Annotated in this window: 17 protein-coding genes and 1 pseudogene; 10 read left to right on the top strand and 8 right to left on the bottom strand. The window is 45.4% G+C overall.

Going from position 1 to position 19,036, the window contains the following annotated elements:
* The first annotated feature begins 59 nt into the window (after positions 1 to 59).
* From serC to E0Z06_RS07775, 8 genes and pseudogenes are all read left to right on the top strand, one after another.
* A complete protein-coding gene (gene serC, locus E0Z06_RS07735; protein ID WP_132583443.1) occupies positions 60 to 1,142 on the top strand; it encodes a 3-phosphoserine/phosphohydroxythreonine transaminase in 1,083 nt (360 codons plus the stop codon).
* Entirely contained in the window at positions 1,139 to 2,419 is a 1,281-nt protein-coding gene (gene aroA / locus E0Z06_RS07740; RefSeq protein ID WP_132583445.1) for a 3-phosphoshikimate 1-carboxyvinyltransferase, read from the top strand. Before serC ends, aroA begins: the two co-directional genes overlap by 4 nt.
* Before the next feature lie 145 nt (positions 2,420 to 2,564).
* Positions 2,565 to 3,254, top strand: a complete 690-nt coding sequence (cmk, locus tag E0Z06_RS07745; protein ID WP_132583448.1) for a (d)CMP kinase — start codon at positions 2,565 to 2,567, stop codon at positions 3,252 to 3,254.
* Between the two features lie 111 nt (positions 3,255 to 3,365).
* On the top strand, positions 3,366 to 5,045 hold the full coding sequence (gene rpsA, locus E0Z06_RS07750) for a 30S ribosomal protein S1 (protein ID WP_132586737.1): 1,680 nt from the start codon (positions 3,366 to 3,368) through the stop codon (positions 5,043 to 5,045).
* Between the two features lie 37 nt (positions 5,046 to 5,082).
* Positions 5,083 to 5,394: pseudogene (ihfB, locus tag E0Z06_RS07755) on the top strand (integration host factor subunit beta); the annotation flags it as partial.
* Positions 5,395 to 5,680: 286 nt separating this feature from the next.
* Positions 5,681 to 6,817 carry a tetratricopeptide repeat protein gene (locus E0Z06_RS07765; protein WP_132583454.1) on the top strand — a complete coding sequence of 379 codons (1,137 nt, stop codon included), beginning with the start codon at positions 5,681 to 5,683 and terminating at the stop codon, positions 6,815 to 6,817.
* Between the two features lie 16 nt (positions 6,818 to 6,833).
* Positions 6,834 to 7,538, top strand: a complete 705-nt coding sequence (gene pyrF / locus E0Z06_RS07770) for an orotidine-5'-phosphate decarboxylase (protein WP_132583456.1) — start codon at positions 6,834 to 6,836, stop codon at positions 7,536 to 7,538.
* A 17-nt stretch (positions 7,539 to 7,555) separates the two neighbouring features.
* Entirely contained in the window at positions 7,556 to 9,295 is a 1,740-nt protein-coding gene (locus E0Z06_RS07775) for a potassium/proton antiporter (RefSeq protein WP_132583458.1), read from the top strand.
* A gap of 350 nt (positions 9,296 to 9,645) precedes the next feature.
* On the opposite strand, the gene E0Z06_RS07780 is transcribed toward E0Z06_RS07775, so the two are convergent.
* From E0Z06_RS07780 to E0Z06_RS07795, 4 genes are read right to left on the bottom strand one after another with little or no spacing between them, the layout of a single operon-like run.
* Positions 9,646 to 9,948: a hypothetical protein gene (locus E0Z06_RS07780; RefSeq protein WP_132583460.1), complete on the bottom strand. Its 303-nt coding sequence runs from the start codon at positions 9,946 to 9,948 to the stop codon at positions 9,646 to 9,648.
* A gap of 56 nt (positions 9,949 to 10,004) precedes the next feature.
* Positions 10,005 to 10,961 (bottom strand): site-specific integrase, encoded by a 957-nt coding sequence (locus E0Z06_RS07785; protein WP_243695587.1) that lies wholly within the window; start codon positions 10,959 to 10,961, stop codon positions 10,005 to 10,007.
* A 49-nt stretch (positions 10,962 to 11,010) separates the two neighbouring features.
* The gene (locus E0Z06_RS07790; RefSeq protein ID WP_132583462.1) at positions 11,011 to 11,526 is read right to left on the bottom strand and encodes a GNAT family N-acetyltransferase; all 516 of its coding nucleotides are present in this window, start codon (positions 11,524 to 11,526) and stop codon (positions 11,011 to 11,013) included.
* On the bottom strand, positions 11,527 to 11,802 hold the full coding sequence (locus tag E0Z06_RS07795) for a DUF1778 domain-containing protein (protein WP_014611701.1): 276 nt from the start codon (positions 11,800 to 11,802) through the stop codon (positions 11,527 to 11,529).
* Positions 11,803 to 12,071: 269 nt separating this feature from the next.
* Between E0Z06_RS07795 and E0Z06_RS07800 the strand changes: the two genes are divergently transcribed.
* Together E0Z06_RS07800 and E0Z06_RS07805 are read left to right on the top strand one after the other, a co-directional pair.
* A complete protein-coding gene (locus E0Z06_RS07800) occupies positions 12,072 to 13,247 on the top strand; it encodes a DNA-binding protein (protein WP_132586739.1) in 1,176 nt (391 codons plus the stop codon).
* A 146-nt stretch (positions 13,248 to 13,393) separates the two neighbouring features.
* Complete coding sequence (locus E0Z06_RS07805; protein ID WP_132583464.1) at positions 13,394 to 13,930, top strand: hypothetical protein; 537 nt, start codon at positions 13,394 to 13,396, stop codon at positions 13,928 to 13,930.
* Between the two features lie 594 nt (positions 13,931 to 14,524).
* Here E0Z06_RS07805 and E0Z06_RS07810 read toward each other — a convergent pair.
* From E0Z06_RS07810 to arsJ, 4 genes are all read right to left on the bottom strand, one after another.
* Positions 14,525 to 15,049 (bottom strand): NUDIX domain-containing protein, encoded by a 525-nt coding sequence (locus E0Z06_RS07810; protein WP_132583466.1) that lies wholly within the window; start codon positions 15,047 to 15,049, stop codon positions 14,525 to 14,527.
* A 76-nt stretch (positions 15,050 to 15,125) separates the two neighbouring features.
* Entirely contained in the window at positions 15,126 to 15,980 is an 855-nt protein-coding gene (locus E0Z06_RS07815; protein WP_132583468.1) for a universal stress protein, read from the bottom strand.
* 15 nt (positions 15,981 to 15,995) lie between these two features.
* Positions 15,996 to 17,480: a SulP family inorganic anion transporter gene (locus tag E0Z06_RS07820; RefSeq protein WP_132583470.1), complete on the bottom strand. Its 1,485-nt coding sequence runs from the start codon at positions 17,478 to 17,480 to the stop codon at positions 15,996 to 15,998.
* 314 nt (positions 17,481 to 17,794) lie between these two features.
* Positions 17,795 to 19,030: an organoarsenical effux MFS transporter ArsJ gene (gene arsJ, locus E0Z06_RS07825; RefSeq protein ID WP_347812426.1), complete on the bottom strand. Its 1,236-nt coding sequence runs from the start codon at positions 19,028 to 19,030 to the stop codon at positions 17,795 to 17,797.
* Positions 19,031 to 19,036: the final 6 nt, after the last annotated feature.

Raw genomic sequence — 19,036 nt, forward strand, 5'->3', positions numbered from 1 at the left:
TCAACCTACAACCAAGCCAGTTACGATAAATCATTAATATCAGGAGCAAGCAGCACATCATGAGCACTTTTAATTTTTGTGCCGGCCCGGCAATGCTGCCGGTTGAGGTAATGGCGCAAGCACAACAAGAATTTGTTAACTGGCAACAACATGGTTGTTCCATTATGGAAATGAGCCATCGCAGCAGTGCGTTTATTCGTGTAGCCGAAGAGGCAGAGCAAAATTTACGTGAGTTACTTAATGTACCGGCTAACTATAAAATACTGTTTATGCACGGCGGCGGGCGCGGCCAGTTTTCTGCGATACCGCTTAATCTGTTGCAAGTAGGGCAACATGCTGATTATATTATTTCTGGTGCTTGGTCTAAATCGGCTGTAGACGAAGCAACAAAATACGGTCAAATTAATGCGCACGATATTCGCCTGAAAACTGTAGACGGTATGCGCACTATTACTGCCCCGACAAACTGGCAGCTAACGGCTAACGCGACTTACGTACATTGTTGCCCCAACGAAACAGTAGATGGCGTTGAATTTACCAATTTACCTGATACCCATATTCCTATTGTCGCCGATTTATCATCAACTATTTTATCTCGGCCCATTGATGTTAGCCGCTATGGCGTTATTTACGCCGGTGCGCAAAAAAACATTGGCCCATCGGGTTTAACTTTGGCGATTGTACGCGAAGATTTATTACCCAGTAAAAATGCCATTATACCTTCGGTACTTGATTATCGCTTGGCGGCAGATAACGACAGTATGTTTAACACGCCCCCTACCTTTGCTTGGTACTTAGCTGGGTTAGTTTTTAAATGGTTAAAACAGCAAGGCGGCGTTACCAGCATAGCTACGCGTAACCAAGAAAAATCTAGCTTTCTATATGATTATATTGATAAAAGTGACTTTTACAGCAACGACGTTGATATTGCTTATCGCTCGTGGATGAACGTGCCGTTTTTCTTGGCCGATGACCGGTTAAACGATATGTTTGTCGACCAAGCAGAAAACCATGGCCTGCTTGCATTAAAAGGCCACCGTATGGTTGGTGGTATGCGAGCCAGCATCTATAACGCAATGCCATTAGAGGGCGTGCAAACCTTAGTTAGCTTTATGCAAGAGTTTGAGCGAGTGCACGGATGAAAACACTTACTCTAAACCCAATTAGTAAAGTTGCGGGCGAAGTGCATTTACCGGGTTCAAAAAGCATTTCTAATCGGGTGTTATTGTTAGCTGCTTTAGCACAAGGCAATACACAAATAACCAATTTGTTAGACAGCGATGACGTGCGCTACATGCTTAATGCTTTAACTGCGCTAGGTGTAGATTACCATTTATCAGAATGTCGTACTAAGTGCGACGTCAGCGGTTTAGGCGGCTTATTTAAGCGAGCTGAGGCAACAACACTGTTTTTGGGCAATGCAGGTACTGCGATGCGGCCCTTAACCGCCGCGCTGGCAGCGTCAGAGGTTAATATTACGCTAACTGGCGAGCCTCGTATGTATGAGCGACCCATTGCGCATTTAGTTGATGCACTGCGTCAAGTTCAGGCCGATATAAGTTATCTAGAAACTAACGGTTTTCCACCATTACATATCAAGGGTAAGCTCCTTAGCGGTGGTCAAATTAATATTGATGGTAGTATTTCTAGCCAGTTTTTAACCGCAGTACTCATGGTTGCACCGCTATTAACTGGCGACAGCACTATTAGCATTATTGGTGAACTGGTCTCTAAACCTTATATCGATATTACGCTAGCTTTAATGCAACGCTTTGGTGTAACGGTAGAAAACCAAGATTATAAAGCATTTATTATTAAAGGTGGTCAGTGCTACCAATCTCCGGGCCATTGGCTAGTTGAAGGTGATGCTTCATCTGCGTCGTATTTTCTAGCTGCCGCAGCAATTAAAGGCGGCAGTATTAAAGTTACCGGCATAGGTAAACATGCGGTGCAAGGTGATATCTATTTTGCTGACGCCCTAGAGGCTATGGGTGCTGACGTAGAATGGGCCGATGACCACATAAAGGTAACGCGTAACAAGTTAGTAGGCATAGACCGAGATTACAATGCTATACCCGATGCGGCTATGACTATTGCTACCACTGCATTGTTCGCCGAAGGCCCTACAGTTATACGTAACGTTTTTAACTGGCGAGTAAAAGAAACTGACCGGCTACACGCCATGGCTACCGAACTTAGAAAAGTTGGTGCGACGGTAGAGGAAGGCCAAGATTATATCAAGATAACACCGCCGCTTAAGCTTAAGCATGCCAGTATAGCCACCTATAACGATCATCGTATGGCGATGTGTTTTTCGTTAGTTGCGCTTGGTGATGCAGGCATAACCATTGAAGATCCCGACTGCACAGCAAAAACTTTTCCCAATTATTTTAGTTTATTTCAGCAACTCGCTTGCTGATTTACTAAAACTAAGCAGACGCGCAGCCTTATTGGCGCGCGTCTTTACTTTGCTTTATCTGAATTAAACACAGATCTTGTCGCAAAAAGCTGTATAATACTGCCGTTTGAAAATCTGATTAACCGGTAGTTTAAAAGGGGGTAGGATGCCACACTCTGCAGCAGTAATTACCATTGATGGCCCTGGCGGTTCAGGCAAAGGCACTATTTGTCGTTTGCTTGCCCAGCGCTTAGGCTGGCAATTACTCGACAGTGGCGCTATTTACCGCGTACTGGCGTTGGCAGCAATGCATCACCATATCGCTAGCGATGATGAGGAAGGCTTACAGCCGCTAGCTGCACATCTTGATGTGCAATTTAGTAGCGATGAGCAAGGTAATATTCGCATAACGCTCGAAGGCGAAAACGTATCCAGCACTATTCGTACCGAACAAGTCGGCGCTATGGCATCAAAAATCGCCTTATTACCGCGAGTACGAGAAGCTTTATTACGCCGGCAACGTGCGTTTGCCGAAGCACCCGGCTTGGTAGCTGATGGCCGTGATATGGGTACTGTCGTTTTTCCTCAAGCAGAAGTTAAAATATTTTTAACAGCCTCGCCTGAAGAGCGCGCCAGACGGCGCTATTTAGAGTTGAAAGAAAAGGGCTTTGATGTTAATATCGGCGACCTTTTGGGCGAAATACAAGCACGTGACGAGCGAGATATGAATCGCGCTACCGCGCCGCTGAAACCAGCTGCCGACGCTTACATGCTAGATTCGACCAGTAAATCAATTGAACAAGTGTTGGAAGAGGTACTGAACTACGCCAGTATGAAAATACCCGCTGTAGTATGAACCAGGCCAAAACCGCATTTTGGGCAGCCTGTTAAATGGAATTAAACAGGTAAATTTAGCAACCCCACACGAACATGATGATCTGTGGCGCACTTAACTGAAAAAGTGAATATGACTGAAAATTTCGCACAATTATTTGAGGAAAGCCTCAAAACTATCGAAACACGTCCAGGTGCCATTGTTAAAGGTACTGTTGTAGCTATTCTGAAAGACGTCGTTATGGTTGACGCTGGTCTAAAATCAGAAGCCGCTATTCCGGTTGAGCAGTTCAAATCTCTGAGCGGCGAAATCGAAGTAAGCGTTGGCGACATCATTGACGTTGCTTTAGATGCGATTGAAGACGGTTTCGGTGAAACTCTGTTATCTCGTGAAAAAGCTAAGCGTCATGAAGCCTGGGTACGCCTGGAAAAAGCTTGTGAAGACAAAGAAACTGTTATCGGTGTTATTACTGGTAAAGTTAAAGGTGGTTTCACAGTTGAAGTTGATGGTATTCGTGCATTCCTGCCTGGTTCATTAGTAGACGTACGTCCGGTGCGCGATACTCTGCACTTGGAAAATAAAGAACTTGAATTCAAAGTTATCAAGCTAGATCAAAAACGTAACAACGTGGTTGTATCACGTCGTGCGGTTATTGAATCTGAAAGCAGCCATGAACGCGACCAGTTGTTAGAAACGCTGGAAGAGGGCATGGAAGTTAAAGGTATCGTTAAGAACCTAACTGACTACGGTGCATTCGTAGACTTAGGTGGTGTTGACGGCTTACTGCATATCACTGATATGGCATGGAAGCGTGTTAAGCACCCAAGCGAAATCGTTAATGTTGGCGATGAAATTCCAGTTAAAGTATTGAAATTCGATCGTGAGAAGCAACGTGTTTCTTTAGGTCTGAAGCAAATGGGTGAAGATCCATGGGCAGCTATTGCATCACGTTATCCAGAAGGTGCTCGCATCACTGGTCGCGTAACTAACCTGACTGACTACGGCTGTTTCGTTGAAATCGAAGAAGGCGTTGAAGGCTTAGTACACGTTTCAGAAATGGACTGGACTAACAAAAACATCCACCCATCTAAAGTTGTTAACTTAGGTGACTCTGTGGAAGTTATGGTTTTAGAAATTGACGAAGAACGTCGTCGTATTTCTTTAGGTCTGAAGCAGTGTAAAGCTAACCCTTGGGAAGAATTTGCTAAGGGCTTCAACAAAAACGATCGCGTTAGCGGTAAGATCAAGTCAATCACTGACTTTGGTATCTTCATCGGTTTAGACGGCGGTATCGACGGTTTAGTACACTTATCTGATATTTCTTGGAACGCAACTGGCGAAGAAGCCGTACGTGACTTCAAGAAAGGCGACGAAGTACACGCAGTTGTGTTACAAGTTGACCCTGAGCGCGAGCGTATTTCTTTAGGTATCAAGCAACTGGATGAAGACCCGTTCAATGATTACCTTGCTGACAACAAAAAAGGTGCTATCGTTAAAGGTGAAGTAACTGCCGTTGACGCTAAAGGCGCTACTGTTATGTTAGAGGGCGCGGTAGAAGGTTATATCCGTGTATCTGATATCGCGCGTGAGCGTATTGAAGATGCCTCTACTGTACTGAAAGTTGGCGAAGAAGTTGAAGCTCGTTTAATGGGTGTTGATCGCAAAAATCGCGTAATCAGCCTGTCAATCAAAGCTAAGTTCGAAGTTGAAGAAAAAGAAGCTATGGATACTGTCAATAAGAAGCAAGATGATGCTGATTTTGGTGGTAACGCTATGGCCGAAGCATTTAAAGCTGCTCAGAAGCAGGATTAATTGCTAACAAAGCAGGGGGCTTAAGCCTCCTGCTTTATTCATTCGCAGGTTTGCCGGAGGGTCTATGACCAAGTCTGAATTAATTGAAAAATTAGCTACTGATTTCCCCCATATTCAGGTTAAGGATGTTGAGGCTTCAGTTAAAGAAATCCTCGAACAAATGGCACAATCGTTAGCGGGTAACGAACGTATTGAAATTCGTGGTTTTGGTAGTTTTTCACTGCACTATCGCGCACCAAGAATTGGCCGTAACCCTAAAACTGGTGACAAAGTTGAACTAGACGGTAAATATGTACCGCATTTCAAACCAGGAAAAGAGCTGCGTGACCGCGTAAAAGATAATACCTGATTTTAGCTTTAACAGCTTTCAGGCGTAAACGGAGTTTCCCTTGCGCAGACTACTTTATATTTTAGTAATAGTAGCCCTGATTGTAGTAGGGGTACTATTCGGTTCTATAAATCAGCAACAAACTGATTTAAATCTTCTTATTATCAGCATGCCACTTCGTGTAGTTGACATAGCTTTGATATTTCTTCTGCTAGGCATACTGCTTGGATTACTCATTGCTTTGTTGTACTCATTACAACGAAAAGCAAAAGGCTGGCGGCGTAAATCGACGGAAAGCAGCTAGTTTATGTTGGAATTGCTGTTCTTATTATTGCCTGTTGCCGCCGCTTACGGCTGGTTTATGGGCCGTAACAGCGTTAAACATAAAGAGCTAAAAGGCCGAGCCAGTATTACCCGCAATTTATCTTCGGGCTTAAATTTCTTACTGACTGATCAGGAAGATAAAGCCATTGAGCAGTTATTGGAACTGCTTGATATTGAAGCTGCCACTATCGATACCTATTTGGCACTGGCAAACTTGTTTCGGCGCAAAGGCGACTGGGATAAGGCTATTCGCATTCATGAAAAGTTGCATCAATTAAAATTACCTAAACCTAAAGCCCAGCAAATTCAATTTGAGTTGGCAAAAGACTATTTCTCTGCGGGTTTATACGATCGTGCAGAAAAGCTGCTGGTTAATGTTGTTACATCGCCGGTGTTGGCTGAAGCCGCACTAAAACAGTTATTTAGTATTTTTATCGCCACGCAAGAATGGCATAAAGCTAAATTATATTCTGCTGCAGTAGATAACACTAAATCGCACTCATTACGCATAGCACAAGCTAATATGCAGACAGAAGCATTAAAGCAGCAAGCGATACTCACCAAAGATAGTTTAACTGAGCTAGCAACACGCTATGCTAAAGCAATTCGCCCCAAATTCGAATTGGCGCAGTTAGCGTTAAGCCAAAATGATACCAAGCTGGCGGCATCAGCATTATTATATATTGTTGAGCACAAACCGAAGTGGGCTGCTGATATATTACCATTGCTACAACAATGCGAGCTACCCAGCGAAGAGTGGTACCAACTCCTGAGTAACTTGGCTAATAAACATCAAAATATTACTGCTGTAGTATTACTGGCATGCTGGCTAACCGAACATGGCTCAGCCGAAGCGGCTGAGCAGTTCTTACTAGATAAGTTAAAACAGCAACCCAGTATTCGTTTATTTCAGCAGCTATTACAAATACGCCAACAGCAATCCGCACCGGCGGCTGAAGTGTTGTCATCGGTAAAAGAGTTAGTAAATGCGTATTTAGATAAAAAGTCGTTGTATAGCTGCCGCAATTGCGGTTTTACAACTCGTAAACATTATTGGTTATGCCCATCATGCCAGCATTGGGAAAGCGTCGAACCCATTAGCGGTATTGACGGTAGATAGTAGTTAAGGAAATTCGATGTCTTGTCAGACCCCAGTAGTTGTAGCCCTTGATTTTGAACAACAAGCAGATGCGTTAAACTTGGTAAGCCAACTTGATCCCAGTTTGTGTCGCCTTAAAGTAGGTAAAGAAATGTTCACTCATTTTGGCCCGCAGTTTGTTAAACAACTACAGCAGCGCAATTTTGACGTATTTTTAGATTTAAAATTTCATGATATTCCGAACACTGTCGCTAAAGCAGTTAAAGCGGCGGCCGATCTTGGCGTATGGATGGTAAACGTGCATGCCTGTGGTGGTAGTAAAATGATGAGCGCAGCGCGCGAGTCTCTGATATCGTATGGTACTGATAAACCTTACCTTATTGCCGTTACCGTACTAACTAGCATGGAGCAGGGCGACCTAACCGAATTGGGTATTAACTTAACTCCCGAGCAACAAGTATTAAAATTAGCTACGCTAACACATAGTGCAGGGCTTGATGGTGTAGTGTGTTCAGCTCAGGAAGCGGTGCTGTTAAAGCGCCAGTTTGGTAAAGACTTTTGCTTGGTAACCCCCGGCATTAGACCCGCGAGCAGCGAGCAAGATGATCAGAAGCGCGTGATGACACCAGCACAAGCACTCTCAGCCGGCGTTGATTATATGGTTATCGGTCGGCCAATTACCAAAGCAGCCAAACCACTGGACGCACTGAATGCTATCGTTCAGGAGATTTTAAACGCGTAATTAATAAGGAGGTTAGTTTGGATGGTATAAACCTCGCAATATTAGTTGGAGGCCTTCTTTTTGTTGTAAGTATTATCGCTACGCTTATTTCTGCACGACTTGGCGCACCCATGCTACTGGTGTTCCTTATAATTGGCATGCTGGCCGGCAAACAAGGCTTGGTCGGCATCCAATTTGACAATCCACAAGTTGCATTTTTAATTGGTTCTATTGCTCTAACCATCATTTTGTTTGACGGCGGCATGCGCACACGGCCCGAACGGCTGCGCGTAGCACTAGCACCAGCGTCACTACTAGCTACCTTTGGCGTAATATTAACCTGCGTTATTCTTGGTGTCGCTGCAGCTTATATTTTAAATTTAAGCTTACTTGAAGGCCTATTATTAGGTGCCATTCTTAGCTCAACCGATGCGGCAGCAGTGTTTTCAATTTTTCAATCTCAGGGCATTCGCATCAAACAACGAGTGGCATCAACGCTCGAAATAGAGTCGGGTAGTAATGACCCAATGGCCATTATGTTAACCCTAACCATACTGGGTATGATTGTTGAGGGAAAAACCTTAAGCTTTGAAGTAGGTAAAACCTTTTTACAACAAGCCGTAGTTGGCGCAGTAATGGGTTATGTAGCGGGGCGTATCTTTATCTTTTTATGCAAAAAGTTACCGCTAAACTTTGCTTTTTTTCCTTTATTCGCTGTCGCAAGTTGCGTGCTCATTTATGCCGTTACTAACGTGTTTGGTGGTAGTGGCTTTTTGGCTGTATATTTAATGGGCTATTTAGTGGGCAACGCGCGCTTACCACAAATTGTGCATATATTACGCATGCTTGACGGTTTAGCTTGGCTTAGCCAAATTAGTATGTTTTTGATGCTCGGGTTACTCGTTGTGCCAAGTAATTTGATGCACCACTTATTACCGGCATTGCTTATTGCCGGTGTCATGATTTTTGTTGCTAGGCCTATAGCAGTATTTATTAGTTTAATTCCGTTTCGCTTTCCGATACGTGATCAAGTATTTGTCAGTTGGGTTGGCTTACGCGGTGCGGTACCCATTATATTAGCGTTATTTCCTTGGTTAGCGGGTATGCCAAATGAACATCTTTATTTTGATGTCGCCTTTGTCGTAGTTATTGTGTCTTTAGTGGTCCAAGGCTGGAGCATAGTGCCAATCGCACGCTGGTTAAAACTTGAAGTACCGGCTGAACTGGCACCCGATCAAGCTATGCCATTAGATGCTGTACCGAGCAACGATTTACTAGAAGTTCTAGCTTTCAAAGTAACCGATACATCGCCAGTGTTAGCAATTGGCTGGCACGACTTGGTGTTCAAACAACCAATCCAGTTTTTAGGGATTATTCGGGACGGTGAATGGATTTTACCCGACAAAAAGCCGCAATTTAATGTTCACGACACACTTATGGTTATGGCTAAGTTAAAGCATGTGCAGAAAATAAGTGAAGTGCTGGCTAAAGATGCAGAAATTTCAGTGCAAAGTAATACCAGCTTCTTTGGTGACTTTGTATTAAATGGCAACATTAGCATTAGCGATCTAGATGCGTTTTATACTATTAACTTTGACGGTGGCGATAAAAACCAAACACTAGCCGCATATATTATCCAGCGTTTTCATCGCCGAGTCGTTATTGGTGACCAAGTGCGTTTAGACGGTTTGTTATTAACTGTACGTGAAGTTGACGACACTGGGGACGTTATTCAAGTGGGTATAAAGTTAGTTGAAGAAAAGCCTAAAATTGCATAATTATAAGGGCCAGCAAAGCCCTGCTTTTGCATAGTTACCCTATAGCCCATAATGTATATTATGTTAAATGTCATTTAGGACACAGCTAAATGGCTATTTTTGCCCATCCCCCGAAAATGTAAAGTTATAAAGAAAATAGCCTAAAATAACATCATATATTTGTCTTGTAGACGCCAAATTTTAGGAAAAATTGAGTCTCAAACGCAGCAAACTTTACATTTTCGGGGGAAATGCAGAATTCTTTAATAAGTAATTTAAAATCAATCATTTAACTATTTTTCTAGCACGATTATAGCTGTAATTTATCGCCTCCCAACCTCGTTTCTAAGCCCTAACGATTGTATCAATCTTCAGCTTTGTGTTTTTTTAAGATTATCCCAATTTTTCAGAGCTTCATTCATGAATCTCATGTCGTCATTTTCCATAAATGATTCTAATTCTTTCTCCACTTCTTCCCCCCACCTTTCAAGCACAACTTCAGGAGTGTAGCCGCAATTGTTTTTTACGTTGAATTCGATAATTGCAGAACGAAGAAATTGATTATAAGCGTAAAAATCGGTTGTCTCGTTGATAGGTCCATTAAATTTTTGAAAAGAGTCTGCAGCGTCTTGGATCGCTGAGAAAACCGATGAATAATTGCGATTATCTTCCATGTAAACCTCTGTTATGTCTCTCGATTACAGAAATCATCCAGCGGATGACGAAAAAATCAGGTGGTACTTATATCCTTGTACTGCTTTCCAACCTCACTTTTCAGCCCTAACGCTGTATCAATAGCCGTCTGTGCAAAACGATCCTGATCTTCAATGTACCGCATCGCTGATTTCACATCTTTCCAGCCCACGTGTTCCATTAATTGTTTGAGCGACCAGCCTTGTTGACTGGCCCAGTTAGCAAAGCCTCGGCGCAAAGAATGACTACTGTACAATTCAGTATCTTGTACTCCAGCTCGTTCTAACGTGGTCCGAAGCAAAGGAATCACACTATCTGCTCTTATCGCTGATGTGGATACAGTCCCCCATCGCGTGATCCCCCGAAATAGCGGACCTGATGGCTGATCCAGTAAAAAAAGATAATGGCGGCACGCCTCTACAGGACAAAGCCGGTGAAGCTCTGGCAGTCTGTATGCGGTTCCTTTGTTGAGGCGGTCTGTTTTATTCCTTGGCAAATAGGCGGTAAGTCCTTCACCAGGGTGAAATTCAATGTGTTCAATCTGTAGCCGGCTAATTTCATCACTTCGAAAAGCGCGCCAGAACCCCATTAAGATCAGTGCTTTGTCTCTTGCGACCCTTAGCAGTAGCTGTTGTTCACCGGATGCGATAGCCTTTTCTTCCAGCTGCTCTAAATAACGGATCACCTGCTCCAGTATGGCCTGCTGCAGGGGTTTTGCTTGCTTCGTTTTGGCGGGATGAAGTTCACGAATGCCTTTGAGCAATTGTCGGATCATGGGGGCTTTGGTCGGATCGGCAAATCCCTGAGTCTGGTGCCAGCTGGATAGTGCCGCGATCCGTTGTTTTAATGTGCTGATGGCCAGACTATCCGCATAGTGCGCTAAATATCTGGCGAGTTCAGCTGCGGTTGTCGGTAATACACCGCCCCACTGAACCTCAAAATGCTCGACCGCCGACTGAATAACTTCGACGGGTATGTTCGCGTGTGGCGGCATGTAAATAGCGGTCAACCTTGTTCACGCTTCAGCCTCCTGGTGTCTTGTGTTAAAGCTGACGTAACGTGCTCATCGGCACAAAAAGACGCATCGGCTGATCCGTCAATGGAGTAAATAGGCCCATATGCTGGTAAAACTTCAGCGCTGCTTCATCCAGAACGTCCAGTACCACACCAAGCGCTGGTAGCCCCGTGTCTGTCAATTCAAGAGCGGTACGAAGCGCCTGAACCAGGGTTTTAGCCCCCAGTTGACGTCCTTGCTGAGTGAGAGAAACACCGAGCCTGGCAAGAAGTACAACAGGCACCGGATAGGCTGGCAGCGATTTGGGCTGAGAAGGCAATAATTCACGAGTGACAGTACTGCTTGCTAACGTAAAATAAGCTGCAACCGGAGCCTTGCCTTGAGCAACGAGCTCCGTCAAAACCCAGGTACGACTTAACCCCAGGGAGCTGTTACGAACAGCAAACCGGCTCAGGTAGTCATTGAGGCTGGGTTTACCGCAGTCAAAGCCTTTCAAATCATGCGCTGCAGCGTCAATCAGAACAAAAGCTGAAGAGAGAGACAATCAGAATCCCTCTTTATCCAGTAGAGCCGCAGCGTCTTTAAGCCGCTGATGGGGGGCCGCCGCCGCTTCACATACCTGCTGGAAGTGATCAAACTGGGCTGATGTAAGTTCAATGGCTGATTGAGACTGCAAAATCTGAGGCGCATTATCCCGGATAAGGCGAACCATAAATTCAGTCAACGACGCACAGCCAAGCGCTGCAGCAGCTCGCTCTGCCAGCTGCTTGGTTTCTGCATCGACCCGCATCTCTATACGTTCCCGAAGAGCTGTTGCCATCGTATTCACCTTTGTACAAAAAAAGACCTGATAGCAGTATATCCTGTACGGCACATTGCCGCAACCTGTTGACCGTGATGGTCAGCTACATTTCGTGGAGGACCGGTGCCATTACGTATGCCCAATGCGGCTTTTTAGCCCTATTTTCGCCATAACCCCTGATAAGCCTCTATTATCAGGGGTTATTATCTGTTGAATACTTGATTTTCAGAAAGCTCATAATATTATGTAATTACACATTACGTAATATTATGAATGAGGATATCCACATGGCCAGAGATGGGATCACCAAGCTGCAAGTCCAGCAGGTCCGGATAGCACTTATTGCTCAGGGACGGCACCCTTCCGTCGAGGCCGTACGTGCTGAACTCGGCACCGGCTCGAATACCACCATCCTGAAGTATTTAAAGGAACTGGGGGAGGATGAAAAAGGACGGTTGGATGATCTGGATGCTCTCAGTGACGAGTTGGGCCAATTGGTGGGCCACCTGGCTCGCCGACTACAGGACGAAGCGCAGCAACGTGTTCAGCACGCAGAAGAACGCCATACGCTAGCCCTTCAGGAGAAGCAGCAGCAGCTCGATACGCAAGGGCGTGAGCTAAACAGCAGCTATGAACAGTGCGAAACGCTGCAGCAACAACTGCGTGATGCGTTGGCACAAATAAACGTGTTAAAAGAAGCCCGACACCAGGATGCGCTGCAGATAGCGGCGATGACCACGGAAATGCATCATTTAACATTAAAGTTGCATGATCGGGATACACAGATCCAATCGCTGGAAGAAAAGCATACCCATGCCCGTCAGGCGCTGGAACACTACCGAGAGTCTGTCAAAACCAATCGGGAGCAGGAACTGCAGCGACATGAACACCAGATCCAGCAGCTTCAGGCTGAGCTGCGAACCAGTCAGCAGATCATCAGTGTCAAGCAACAGGACTATACCGCGGCCAAAGAGCAGGCTCAGGAACTTACTCTGCAGTTAAAATACAGCCAGGACGCCGTAGCGGCCTTTGAGAAGCAGCTGACGTCTCTCAAAGAGGATAACATCGACTTGAGACGGCAACAGCAGATCAATGAGGCGGAGCTTTCCAAGCTGAAACATGCGGTAGGTGCACGTATGGAAGAGACTCAGGCGTTAACCGCGCAACTGAATACCTTGCGCGGAGCCGAACAAACCTGGCTGCAGGAAAAATCTGCCTTGACTGCGACTTTGGCAACGCAGAAGCAGCTATGGCAGCAATTGGCTCCAAAGCTTGATGCCAGTAAGCCGCCAATTTTTGCAGCCGGAGAAGATGTGCTGGTGACGGATCCCGAGAGTCGTCTTTACAATAAAATCGGACAAATTACGCGGTATACAAAGAGGTCGGATGGATCCATAAAATATTCAGTCAGTTTTGAGGGCGAGATCTGTTCATTCTCTGAACAGGATATCACTCTGGCATGAGAAGCAGCACCGTATTGAGGGCAAAGATCTCGAAATATGCTGTATATAAAATCAGTTGTTGTTGCAAAATGAAAATGCTGCATTTATCCTAAAAACAGAAACAATTGCATTGTCTTACTCAATAGCCTCATACAGGAATCCGTCTCATGACCTCAGAACCTTTGAAAGCAAAAATTCTTCTGGCCGTTGCCGGTGGCGCCTCATTATCTGACGCTGCAAGTACACATGGTGTGAGCGTTGCCAGAGCCAGGCAGGCGATCCGAAGTCTGTGTAGATCGCTTAAATTGTCGTCTGAGATTTCTGATATCCAAAAATCTGCCTCTCTTTATGTTAAGCCAGTCCAACAAATTGTGGATGATCCTAAATACGCGCTTCGCCGAAAAACGAGAGATCAATTAGAAACCGTTTTGCTTCTCAAATCGTCAGATGAACTCAGAGTCGGTTATTTATCTCAGATCTCGGCATCTACATTGATTGACGCCGGTTTAACACCTATCGCAGTTGCTGAAGTTCAGGAATGGCTGGTAAACCAGGGGTCAACACTAAAGCGTTGCGTACCGGACGAAAAGCAGCTGACCATGTTGAAGCAGTCAGCATTTTTTCTCCACGCGTTTGGCATGAACGTCGAGCAAGCATTCTTCGATCTTAACTGGGTCGGTCGTGATGAAGACAGTGACGATTAAGCCCCAGTATGAATGTGAGACGCCGAGTCGCTGAGATGCCCGGTTGGTGGCAACAAGCACACGAGGGATCAACGATTATCTTCTATGATGAAATTATATTAGTCCCTGAAAATTATGATGTTAGTCCAAACAGCAAATGGGGCTGTTTCACAATAGGTCGAAAAAAGTCACCAGATCCAGCTCCCCAACATTTCTCAAAGGAGATGTTCAGGCGTATTCACCCCAGCCAAAAGAATAGTGTCAGTGTCCACTCCCGCTCTGAAATGCAGTCATTACCCACAAGAGCGGGTTGCTATGCAGTCATACGCCATAAACAGGTTTTGTATGTTGGAGCGTCCAGCAATCTGCGAAAAAGATGTCATCGATTCATCAATAAAGGAGAACCAGCGGATCGGCTGTATTTCTGGATCTGGCGTTATCCTTACTACCTGGAGTACACCCTGATATCATTCCTTGCTCCTAAAAATAACGGTCATGGGCAGCATATAAAATTCCCTCCGATATGTGCGTGGAACGGAACGTTCAGGGAAGAATTGTCTAACGACTAAGATATCTACAATTGTATTCGGTTTTGCTCTTTTACTGAGATTATACCTAGGCGGGAATTTGAAATTGGCCAGCGATCATCTGAAGTAAATATGTTTCCCGCACAATAGACAGCCCCATGTGTTCAGGCTTCGTTTGCAGTATTCGTTCATTATGGCGTATGGCTTCATGAATATTAAGCCAACACACCTGCATGCCATTTTGTATTTCGTAGTGCTCGAAATTGGGTTGCCCCAGCTCTGACGCAATCTCACAAACGTAGCAGTACGACAGCATTCTGAGAACATCTATATTGTCTTTATACCAAGGGCGAAACTCTTCAAAAAGTCCAAAAGGCGTCACGATGTTTACATTTTTTGCGCCAGTTTCTTCAATAAGCTCCCGCACCAGAGCAGACTCCAGATCTTCACCTTTCTCTACGCCTCCGCCAGGTAAACTGTAGTCGTCGTATCTTTTGGTATATAACACTAAAATATCCGAGCCTCGCAGCACTATGGCACGTGTAGCCACTCGCTCACCTAGCCGATGCTCAGGGGTTGGCGTAATGTGTTTCAATGAATGCAGTAAACGCATGGTTGTCTCCACTGAAAATCCAAAATTTTCGTTTCATAGTGATGTTGAAAGGGCCAGTTGTCTGGCCCTTGAGGTGTTAACGCAGGATCAACAATGAACACTTGGCATGGCTTAACATTGCCGTTGTCGTGCTGCCCACGATAAATTGCCGGATGCGGGAATGGCCGTATGCGCCCATCACCATCAAATCAATATCGTGTTGTTGCTGATACTGATGCAGCACAGTTTCAGGTTCACCCGCGACAATAGCAATTGTTGTGCTAAAGCCAGCCTTGCGCAGAATAATGGCCGCTTGCTCCATCTGTATTCTGGTTGCATCTACATCAGCGCCTGCCATGACCAAATGCACAGGTAATCCTTTGACTAAAGGACTTCCGGCCAGCATTTCTAAGCCTTTAAGAGCTGTCGCGCTGCCATCATAAGCCAGCATGACTTGCTGAGGCTCCTTGTACTTCTGTTGGGTCAAGAGCACAGGTTTATGAACGTTCCGGATCAAAGGTTCAACCTGTAAACCCAGTCGGCCATGAGCGTCGGCGCTACTTGCTCCGCGTTTTCCCATCACCAGTAAACGGGTTTCTTCTTCAAGCTCTACCGCAGTTTCTACAAAGTCGCCATGACGTAAGCGCTCTTCAACCAGCTCAAACCCTGCGGCGGCTGCTCGGGCACGAGCGGCGTCGAGCATAATTCGGCCTCGCTCTAACGCCAGTTTGCCGCGCTCCGCATCCAGTTGAGCCAGCTTTTCCATCAAAGCTTCCTGTGCACCAAGCCCGATACTGCCACTTAAATCGCTTGTATCCTGTTGTTGTGCTTTGCTCAATACATGCAGCACCGACATAGTCACATTAAGGCGTTTGGCAGCCCAGGTTGCATAATCACATACAGCTTCTGCGTAAGGTGATGAGTCAATACAGGCTATTACTTTTTTAGTCATTTTATGTACTCCCCGTTAGTGTCCCATCAGCCGTTCTATTGCATCAGGCTGATTGTGTACTGCAAACTTGTCCACCAGAGTGGCACTGGCTTCATTGAGGCCAAGCAACTCAACATCTGTACCTTCACGACGGAACTTAATCACTACTTTGTCCAATGAGCTGATAGCGGTAATGTCCCAGAAGTGAGCGCGACTCAAATCAATTTGCACAGATTCAATAGCTTCTTTGAAATCAAAGGAGTCCACAAATTGCTCTGCTGAACTGAAAAATACCTGGCCCAACACTTTGTAGGTTCTGTGTTTTTCATTGCTGCTCAATTCTGAACCCACATAAAGAATTTGTCCTACTTTGTTAGCAAAGAATATTGCACTTAAAATAACGCCAACCAACACACCCCAAGCGAGGTTGTGAGTGACGACAACAACGATCACTGTTGCAGCCATGACAATGCTTGAACTGATTGGATTCTTCTTCAAATCCTTCACAGAACTCCAACTGAATGTGCCGATGGATACCATGATCATGACGGCAACCAGAGCCGCCATAGGGATCATGCCAACCCAAGCATCCAGAAAGACCACCATCACTAACAAGAGGACGCCAGCGAGCAATGCAGAGAGACGAGTGCGGCCACCTGATTTGACGTTGATAATTGACTGACCAATCATGGCACATCCAGCCATACCACCAATTAAACCTGAACCAATATTGGCGATACCTTGACCCACACATTCTTTGTTTTTGTTACTTTTGGTGTCTGTCAGATCGTCAACAATCGTTGCGGTCATCAGCGACTCAAGAATACCTACAACGGCCAATGCCATAGACGTAGGAAAGATAATCATCAGGGTTTCAAAGTTCACTGGTACTTCAGGCCATAAGAAAATCGGCAGGCTATCCGGCAATTCACCCATATCCGACACGGTACGTACATCCAAGCCGAAATAAAGCGCGACCAGAGTCACAACGACAATACAGACCAACGGCGATGGCACAGCTTTTGTCAGATAAGGGAATAAATAGATAATACCTAAACCTAAAGCGGTTAACCCATAAACAGTGACAGAACCGTATTCACCGGAGAGTTCCGGTAACTGAGCGAGGAAGATCAGGATGGCCAGTGCATTCACAAAACCTGTGACTACAGATCTGGATACAAACCGCATGAGATTACCTAACTTCAGGAAACCAAACACAATTTGAATGACACCCGTAAGTAGTGTGGCGGCAAGCAGATACTGCAAACCATGCTCTTTAACCAGAACAACCATCAACAGCGCCATAGCGCCAGTTGCAGCTGAAATCATGCCAGGGCGAGCACCAGTAAAAGAGATAAGTACACAGATGGCGAAGGAGGCATATAAACCCACTTTAGGGTCAACGCCTGCAATGATAGAGAAAGCGATAGCCTCAGGGATAAGGGCTAAAGCGACAACGATGGCAGCTAAGACATCTCCTTTGATATTGGAGAGCCAGTGCTGCTTAATAGTTTTAAGCATAAAACATCCATTAAGTTTTAGAAATCCGATATGAACCAGCAAAACACCACAGGTATTGCACTTAAAGTTTGCACGCAAGGTTCAAACCTAACTTTATTTTGCAAATCTGTTTTGTGTTGTTCGCTAATTACACCGGCTAATCCTCTTGGCTTGTTCTTTGCTTTTGTTCAAAATTCGGGCGGCATTCTAGCGATTTAGGCTGCTAAAGGCCAGTAAAAATTTCCTGTGTACAGAAGCTATCGCCCAAAAGCTAACTCTAAAATGTACAAACAGAAAAAACAAAATAGTCATATCAAGTCATGGTTTTACTTTTATTACGAAGCCTTTGACGTCTTCAAACACATGGTGATGAGGACGGTCAAACCTAGGAATGCACTCGACACCCACAGGCATGCTTGTAGACCATACGCCTGATACACCCAGCCCGATAAAACAGTGCCGATTAAACGGCCCATCGCGTTGGCCATGTAGTAAAACCCGACATCCAGTGAGACACCATCCCGTCCGGCAGAACTCACAATCAGGTAGCTGTGCAAGGATGAGTTCACCGCAAAAATCGCCCCGAATAGCATCAAGCCGCCGATCAGGATCCAAAGCGGATACAGGGTGTAAGTCATCCCCACGCTTATCAACAAAGGAATGCTGCACAGTAAACCTGCCCAGAGCAACGCCGTGGAGGCATTTGGCACCTTGCCTGATTTTTTTCCGGTGATAGAGGGAGCAAAGGCTTGTACAGCGCCATAGCCAATGACCCAAAGTGCTAAAAAGGATCCGACTTCGGCATGAGTCCAGCTGAACTGAGAGGACAAATAAAGCAGCAACGCAATCACAAACCAGACGTCACGGGCACCAAACAAGAATAATCGGGCTGCCGAGAGTTGGTTGATGGTGGCGCTTTTTGAAAGCAGATCTTTAAATTTGGGTTTGAATGAGCTTTTGCCGAGATCTTTCTTTAGCAGCAGCACACTCAGCAGCCAGACCAATGCCAGCATAGCGGCCATTACTGCAATAGCTCCCTGAAAACCAAGCCATGTCAGTAAAACACCGCCCCAAAAAAAGCCAACGCCTTTGAGCGCATTTTTAGAGCCGGTCAGTATGGCCACCCACTTGTACAATGCGCCCTGAGCACTGTCCGGAAGCAGCAGTTTCAATGAGCTTTTGGCACTCATTTTATTCAGATCTTTGGCAATGCCAGACATGGCCTGAGCCGCCATCACCCAGATAACGGTCAATAGCTCACTGGGCACCAGTAACATGGCCAACGCGAACACCTGCAAAAATAAACCAATATTCATGGTTTTATTCAGGCCAAGTCGTGCGCCTAACCAACCTCCGACTAAGTTAGTCACCACCCCAAAAAACTCGTAGAACAAGAACAATGAGGCGATGGCCAGTGGTGTATACCCTAACTGGTAGAAATGCAGCACGATCAGCATTCGCAGTGCACCATCAGTCAGGGTAAACGCCCAGTAATTGCCTGTGACAACAAAGTATTGTTTTAACTCAGTACTCAGTGTGTTCACAGGTTTTGTCATAGGTTGATGTGTCACGCCATA

This window comes from Rheinheimera sp. D18, from assembly GCF_004345025.1.
Lineage (GTDB): Bacteria > Pseudomonadota > Gammaproteobacteria > Enterobacterales > Alteromonadaceae > Alishewanella > Alishewanella metallidurans.

Bases quoted from the DNA above. Each gene is read 5' to 3' on its own strand.
- serC (WP_132583443.1), top strand. From the start codon at position 60: ATGAGCACTTTTAATTTTTGTGCCGGCCCGGCAATGCTGCCGGTTGAG.
- aroA (WP_132583445.1), top strand. From the start codon at position 1,139: ATGAAAACACTTACTCTAAACCCAATTAGTAAAGTTGCGGGCGAAGTG.
- cmk (WP_132583448.1), top strand. From the start codon at position 2,565: ATGCCACACTCTGCAGCAGTAATTACCATTGATGGCCCTGGCGGTTCA.
- rpsA (WP_132586737.1), top strand. From the start codon at position 3,366: ATGACTGAAAATTTCGCACAATTATTTGAGGAAAGCCTCAAAACTATC.
- E0Z06_RS07765 (WP_132583454.1), top strand. From the start codon at position 5,681: ATGTTGGAATTGCTGTTCTTATTATTGCCTGTTGCCGCCGCTTACGGC.
- pyrF (WP_132583456.1), top strand. From the start codon at position 6,834: ATGTCTTGTCAGACCCCAGTAGTTGTAGCCCTTGATTTTGAACAACAA.
- E0Z06_RS07780 (WP_132583460.1), bottom strand. From the start codon at position 9,948: ATGGAAGATAATCGCAATTATTCATCGGTTTTCTCAGCGATCCAAGAC.
- E0Z06_RS07785 (WP_243695587.1), bottom strand. From the start codon at position 10,961: ATGCCGCCACACGCGAACATACCCGTCGAAGTTATTCAGTCGGCGGTC.
- E0Z06_RS07795 (WP_014611701.1), bottom strand. From the start codon at position 11,802: ATGGCAACAGCTCTTCGGGAACGTATAGAGATGCGGGTCGATGCAGAA.
- E0Z06_RS07800 (WP_132586739.1), top strand. From the start codon at position 12,072: ATGGCCAGAGATGGGATCACCAAGCTGCAAGTCCAGCAGGTCCGGATA.
- E0Z06_RS07805 (WP_132583464.1), top strand. From the start codon at position 13,394: ATGACCTCAGAACCTTTGAAAGCAAAAATTCTTCTGGCCGTTGCCGGT.
- E0Z06_RS07810 (WP_132583466.1), bottom strand. From the start codon at position 15,049: ATGCGTTTACTGCATTCATTGAAACACATTACGCCAACCCCTGAGCAT.
- E0Z06_RS07815 (WP_132583468.1), bottom strand. From the start codon at position 15,980: ATGACTAAAAAAGTAATAGCCTGTATTGACTCATCACCTTACGCAGAA.
- E0Z06_RS07820 (WP_132583470.1), bottom strand. From the start codon at position 17,480: ATGCTTAAAACTATTAAGCAGCACTGGCTCTCCAATATCAAAGGAGAT.